Consider the following 6,000-nt stretch of genomic DNA (forward strand, 5'->3'; position numbering starts at 1 on the left):
TCGCGTTTGCTTGCTTCGCAAACAAACGCTCATTACGAAGCTACGCCCCCCAGCAATGAATTTACTGAATCTGAAAAAATATTAGCACATTATTTGGTAGAAACAATCCTTTAAATTTGAAAAAATGCACTTTATCTTTGACAAGATAAAGTGCATTTTCACAGGATTACCTATGAGGAATTGAAACACGAAATTAACCAAAGGTACAAGGACGTCCAAAAACGTTTACGGATTACCTATGAGGAATTGAAACATAGATAAACTCGTCATCGATGGCGTAGATGTAAAAGTTTACGGATTACCTATGAGGAATTGAAACCAAAGAATTGAACATAAACTGAACGAACAGCTTGTGCGTTTACGGATTACCTATGAGGAATTGAAACTTTCCCGGATGGATTTATTTTGAAAGCAGGAGCAACGTTTACGGATTACCTATGAGGAATTGAAACTTCCTGCTCCCGCAAACAGTTCTCCGGTTCCTGCAGTGTTTACGGATTACCTATGAGGAATTGAAACAGGTGAAAAAGTAAGCCCTGTGCATCCGGTGGCAAGGTTTACGGATTACCTATGAGGAATTGAAACCACATTTAGATACCAAGGGGTTGAAAATATTGCAAGGTTTACGGATTACCTATGAGGAATTGAAACCCTCCTCAGAATACCAGCGATGATACCCAAACCAATGCGTTTACGGATTACCTATGAGGAATTGAAACATTTAATGAGCGAGATCTTAGTCATTATCGCTGCCGTTTACGGATTACCTATGAGGAATTGAAACACGGAACTTTTTAAATTCATAATTCGCTGTCTTTATGTTTACGGATTACCTATGAGGAATTGAAACAAGGAGGAAAATATTTTCCATCCTCATCAGGAATGGTTTACGGATTACCTATGAGGAATTGAAACTCGCTTATCCCCTTTCTTTCCATCTGGTGATGGGGGTTTACGGATTACCTATGAGGAATTGAAACACTTTTGATTAAGAGAGGTGAAATGACTATGCAATGTTTACGGATTACCTATGAGGAATTGAAACAATTGAATGAATTCGATAAAATAACTCGATGTTTGAGTTTACGGATTACCTATGAGGAATTGAAACCCACAATTTGAGGAAGGTAATCTGTCAAATTGGACGTTTACGGATTACCTATGAGGAATTGAAACTCGAATTGTAAAATCCAATGGTACATTGGTTCATAAGTTTACGGATTACCTATGAGGAATTGAAACTTGTAATATGGATTTTAAAAATAAACATACATGACTTTTTAGCCACACCCCTGACATGAAAATGGTTTAGCCATATACTTTATCTCCCATAATGTTAATAGCTTTGGGTAGCAGTAGTAATACGAGGCTTTTTATGGTGGTTCGACCCTGGAAAATAAACTGTGAGGAATTTGCTTGTGCACACCCCTATGTTGACATCCGTATTGTCAAAAATCTCTTTGTTTTAATTTGAATTTTTCTTGAAATAACAAGCTTTTTTAAAAAAAGGTTGCCACCCCCAAGTTTTAGGTTATTTGTTTAGGTGTCTACTCCAAACAAAAACCATAACCAAGGTGAGGTGGCATGCCTTTATGATAACACTTTTGTCGCACCTTTTGTCAGTGATTTTTGTTCAGCAAAAAATTATTGTATATCTGATCGGTCTTTTCTTGGGAAAATCGCTTACTCGTCATGTCTACGATGAACCGGTGAACAAACCGTATCGGCCCCTTCAGGTCAACGCCTTACCGGTGATTAAAATCCCCGAAAAGCTCGATTACAAAACGTTATTACTCGCTTATGAGGCCAAACACGAGAAACCGCTGAAGCTGGTAAAACGACATCAGGACAGCAAGGTGAAAGTACCCAATACCCTCACTTGCCCCAGATGCCAGGCCCCCCATGAGTATCTATACGATAACACCGGAGGAAGAGGCCAGTTTTGGTGCAAAGTCTGTGACTGCCGCTTTAATTTTCGCAATTACTATTCCAAAGCGGCCATCCTCAAATGCCCGCATTGCCTGAAGACTTTGGAAAAAATCAAAGAGCGCAAGGATTTTTGGATTTTCAAATGCAAGCATGACGATTGCCCTTTTTATCTGCGAAACCTTCAAGCGATGAATGCTGCACAAAAGCGCCGCTTCCAAGAAGTTCCTCATGAATTTAAAGTGCACTACCTCTACCGCCAATTTCAATTTAACTACAAGCCTTTGGATAACTCGTCACCCGTATTGCCAAAAGTCGATCTTTCCCGGATCCATGTGTCTGCGCATACTCTGGGGCTCATTATGACCTATCACGTCAATTACGGCATGTCTGCCCGAAAAACGGCGGCGCTGATGAAAAACGTTCATGGCCTTTCAATTTCTCATCAGACCGTCATCAATTATTCCAACGCTGTAGCTCTTATCCTCAAGCCCTTTGTCGATCGTTACCCTTATGAGCTCTCGGGCTCCTTTTGCGGCGACGAAACCTATATCCGCGTGGAAGGACAGTGGCATTATCTCTTCTTTTTCTTCGATACCGTCAAGAAAGTGATCTTATCCTACCCTGTCTCGCCGAAACGGGATACGCTGGCGGCGATCAAAGCCTTGGATCAGGTGCTGCAAAAGTTCAACGAGATTCCGCAGGATTTAACGTTTGTTGTAGACGGCAATCCCATCTACATCCTGGCTCAACACTATTTCGCTCAGCACGGGATTCATTTCGATATTCACAAAGTGATCGGCCTAACCAATGAGGATCCGGTCTCCACGGAATACCGCCCGCTTAAACAGATCATTGAGCGTCTCAACCGCACCTTTAAAGGCGATTACCGCCAAACGTACGGATTCGGCTCGCAGGAGGGTTCGGTTACCTTCGTCACCTTGTTTGTCACCTACTTTAACTTTCTGCGCCCTCATGCAGCATTGGAAGGGAAAGTTCCTGTCACAATTCCCGAACTTGCCGCTCTGCCGCATATGCCGGCACGATGGTGCAAACTGATCGATATGGCTCAAGGGTTGATTATTCAAGAGCAGTCAGCCTAGTTTTGATCTGTTTAGCTGAGCCCGAGTTTACCAGCTCTCGGCGGAGCGTACTCTTGACAAACCGAACCAGCCAAAGAGTACACTTGCAAAAGACGAGGGCTGTTTGGCATGCGCTTTGATCCGTTCCCTTCGCCCTCGTTCACAAAGAGCAGACTCTTTGGATGGTGTTTGTCAAGAGCGAGAGCACGGGTTTTCGCTAACTGGTGCTAGATGGATCCCTCCTAGCGGTAGTTCGAGCTATTTTTCATAAGATTTTTGACACTACCCAATGCCCATTTATTACCATATGAAGTTAAGCTATACGAAAGTCATCTACAACGTATTCTACAAAACTGTCGAAGAAATCCGTAAGGTTATCCAGGGATTTGTTTCCAAAATCAACAAGTCACCTCGGAAGGTAATTGATCGTCTTTGTATCCAATTGTAAATCTTTAGTGCCACTTATATAGATAGCTGGAATATCCGAGGTTAATCCTTTTTTTTTGAATATTAAATTAGTAATTGTCCCAATAATTAAACTCCAAAAGAATGCTGGAAAAAATGACGATAAATAAATAGATTCATCTCTATTTCCCACAATAAAGTTTATATTTAAGACTGTAATAACTACTATTAAATAAGTCAGGAAAAAAGTAATAATGTAATCTTTTTTTCTGAATTTCATGTTTTATCATCCCTCGTATAATATGTTTAACCGACTCGTATAATATGTTTAACCAACTAGATTTAAAGAATTTCCAGTTGAATTTTGCTCTTTGAAAACCAAAAAATATTCAAGTTATACATTCATGCTAGCCCGTTCACTTTACCCTTGATGGTGAGTAGTCCGCATGGTAGGCTGGTTCGCCATACAGACACCTTCCCTTTAGGGGGTGGCTGGCGGTCTGTATCAATCATGCGGACCGGAGTCTCCATACCTGGCATTGATCGTGTATATGCCGCCGGTATTCTCGCTGAAATCGGCGACATCGACCGCTTCAGCGATCAAGCCGCTGTGGCCAAATATGCGGGCCTGACATGGCGTAAACACCAGTCCGGAGGCTTTGAGGCCGAAAACACGAAACGCATTCGTTCCGGCAACCGATTCCTTCGCTATTACCTTGTTGAAGCTGCCAACTCGGTGAAAAACCGCGAACCGGAATTCGGTGAATATTACCGGAAGAAGTATAATGAAGTGCCTAAGTATCAACACAAACGCGCCCTCGTCTTAACGGCAAGAAAACTTGTGCGTCTGGTCGATGCGCTGCTACGCAACGTCCAACTCTACACGCCTGGAAGGAAGGTGAAAGCGGCGAACCATTAATCGCCCCCTTAACATCCTTCGGTAATATTTCCAGTTTCAGTAAATGATCTGGACTGGATTTTTTTGGTATTGCCTTTTTCCCTGAGTCATTGTGTTCTGAGCCAAAATAATTTCCAATTTTCACGATTCAGGGGCTTGACATATTACCGCTGGACTTATAGTTTATATTACCCAAGAAACTTAAGTAATAGCCTCTTGGGTAATAACTAAAAATTTGATATTAAATACTTTCCTTCCAACCAGTCACGTATCCGGGCTTAGTCTTAACAATAATTGCTACAGAAGCCGATACAAATCCAAAACTTGCTGTTCCATAAATTGTAAAAGGACCGTTTCCATATGCATAGTCACCACTCTTCCAATGACTAGAAACACCGTCTGTTACAATAATTAATGGATCATAGTTTGAATGAGAATTAATCGCATTATCAGATCTAATTACTTTGTTAGTAGATCCATCATAAGTATAGTAAACTTTGGTTTGTAATGAAGTAACAGGAATACCTAGAACTGTCATAGTCCATTTATAAGAGCCCCATCCGCTTTGCTCCGTTGAAAGAACTTGTACTCCCGATTTTTTATTAGTGATAAAAGAGTCTTCATATTCAGCCTTAACGATAACATCACCGTTAGCGAGTTTTACTTCATCCCCAATTCCTATATCGGTTAAAGCTTTAATAGCTTTCTCCTTAATTTCCTTGTTATATATTAACTCAACAAATTTACCCTTTTCCTTTTTTGATAATTTATCAAACTTTTCAAGATTATTTGCAGTAAATTTATCGTTCTTAGCTTTTTCTACTAAGTATCCCCTAAAGTTATCAATCTTCTGATCTGTATTAGATGCAGCAAAAACACTAACATTTACAGAAGAGATAACCATTAGCATAACAAGAAAGAAAATAAATTTTTTCAAAACAAACACCCCTTTTTTAATTAATGAATCACTGATTTAGTCACACAGTATCGATTACTAAACACGCTCGTCTTTGTTCATCGTTTTTAATTCTGCCTACTTATTCTGCATTTCCACCTTCCTTGGCGGATTAACCCGTTTACAATTCGCATCTCAGTATTTTACAATACATACTAAGATCCTTTTTATAAAAGGGTCGTGCCTTGCCACCACCAAGTGATTCGGCGAAAATCAGGTCTTGGTGGTGGCTGTTTCTTTTATCATAAACTAGAAAAAATTTCTTGCAATAGTTTTCGGATAACTCAGAATAAAATCGGGATATTTCCCCGTTTTAACAGGATAAATCCCATTTAAGAACTTCCTTCAATATTTCATCCTCATAAACACCTAATTTATCCTCATTTTCCAGTGAATTATCCCAACCCTCTGTCAAGCGTTAGTGAAAATGTCATATTAAAACGTCAGTGATTCTGTCTCTTTTTTAGATGTTCTTCATCCCTTGAGGGATGTTAGCTTGTATCGCTCATTTCATCAAGGGTAAAGGCAAAGCCCTCGCTGTCCCTCGCCCTTGATTTCATTCACGATACAAGCTATTAGGGCCATTAAGGGATGAAGGATGACCTATCTGTTGTAACAGCAGGTAGAAATTTTACGCCCGATGTGGTATCCTTGACGTACGTTGTAGGTGTCTATATTGACGCCAAGGGTGATTAAATGCGGGCTTGTGAGATTTTTTCTCCGAGCTCGCCTTT

Annotated in this window: 2 protein-coding genes, 1 pseudogene and 1 CRISPR repeat array; of the genes and pseudogenes, 2 read left to right on the forward strand and 1 reads right to left on the reverse strand. The window is 40.4% G+C overall.

Translation table 11 applies throughout. The features are described 5' to 3' along the window. The first annotated feature begins 157 nt into the window (after positions 1-157). Positions 158-1,242: direct repeats of the CRISPR family, unit length 30 nt; unit sequence GTTTACGGATTACCTATGAGGAATTGAAAC. Between the two features lie 350 nt (positions 1,243-1,592). Next, on the forward strand, positions 1,593-3,029 hold the full coding sequence (locus L1765_RS08575; protein ID WP_236406344.1) for a DDE-type integrase/transposase/recombinase: 1,437 nt from the start codon (positions 1,593-1,595) through the stop codon (positions 3,027-3,029). 901 nt (positions 3,030-3,930) lie between these two features. Beyond that, positions 3,931-4,332, forward strand: a pseudogene (locus L1765_RS08580) (transposase); the annotation flags it as partial. A gap of 220 nt (positions 4,333-4,552) precedes the next feature. On the opposite strand, the gene L1765_RS08585 reads toward L1765_RS08580, so the two are convergent. After that, positions 4,553-5,248, reverse strand: coding sequence for a hypothetical protein (locus L1765_RS08585; protein ID WP_236406345.1), 696 nt, complete (start codon positions 5,246-5,248; stop codon positions 4,553-4,555). Between the last annotated feature and the right edge of the window lie 752 nt (positions 5,249-6,000).

This window comes from Microaerobacter geothermalis, from assembly GCF_021608135.1.
Taxonomy (GTDB): domain Bacteria; phylum Bacillota; class Bacilli; order DSM-22679; family DSM-22679; genus Microaerobacter; species Microaerobacter geothermalis.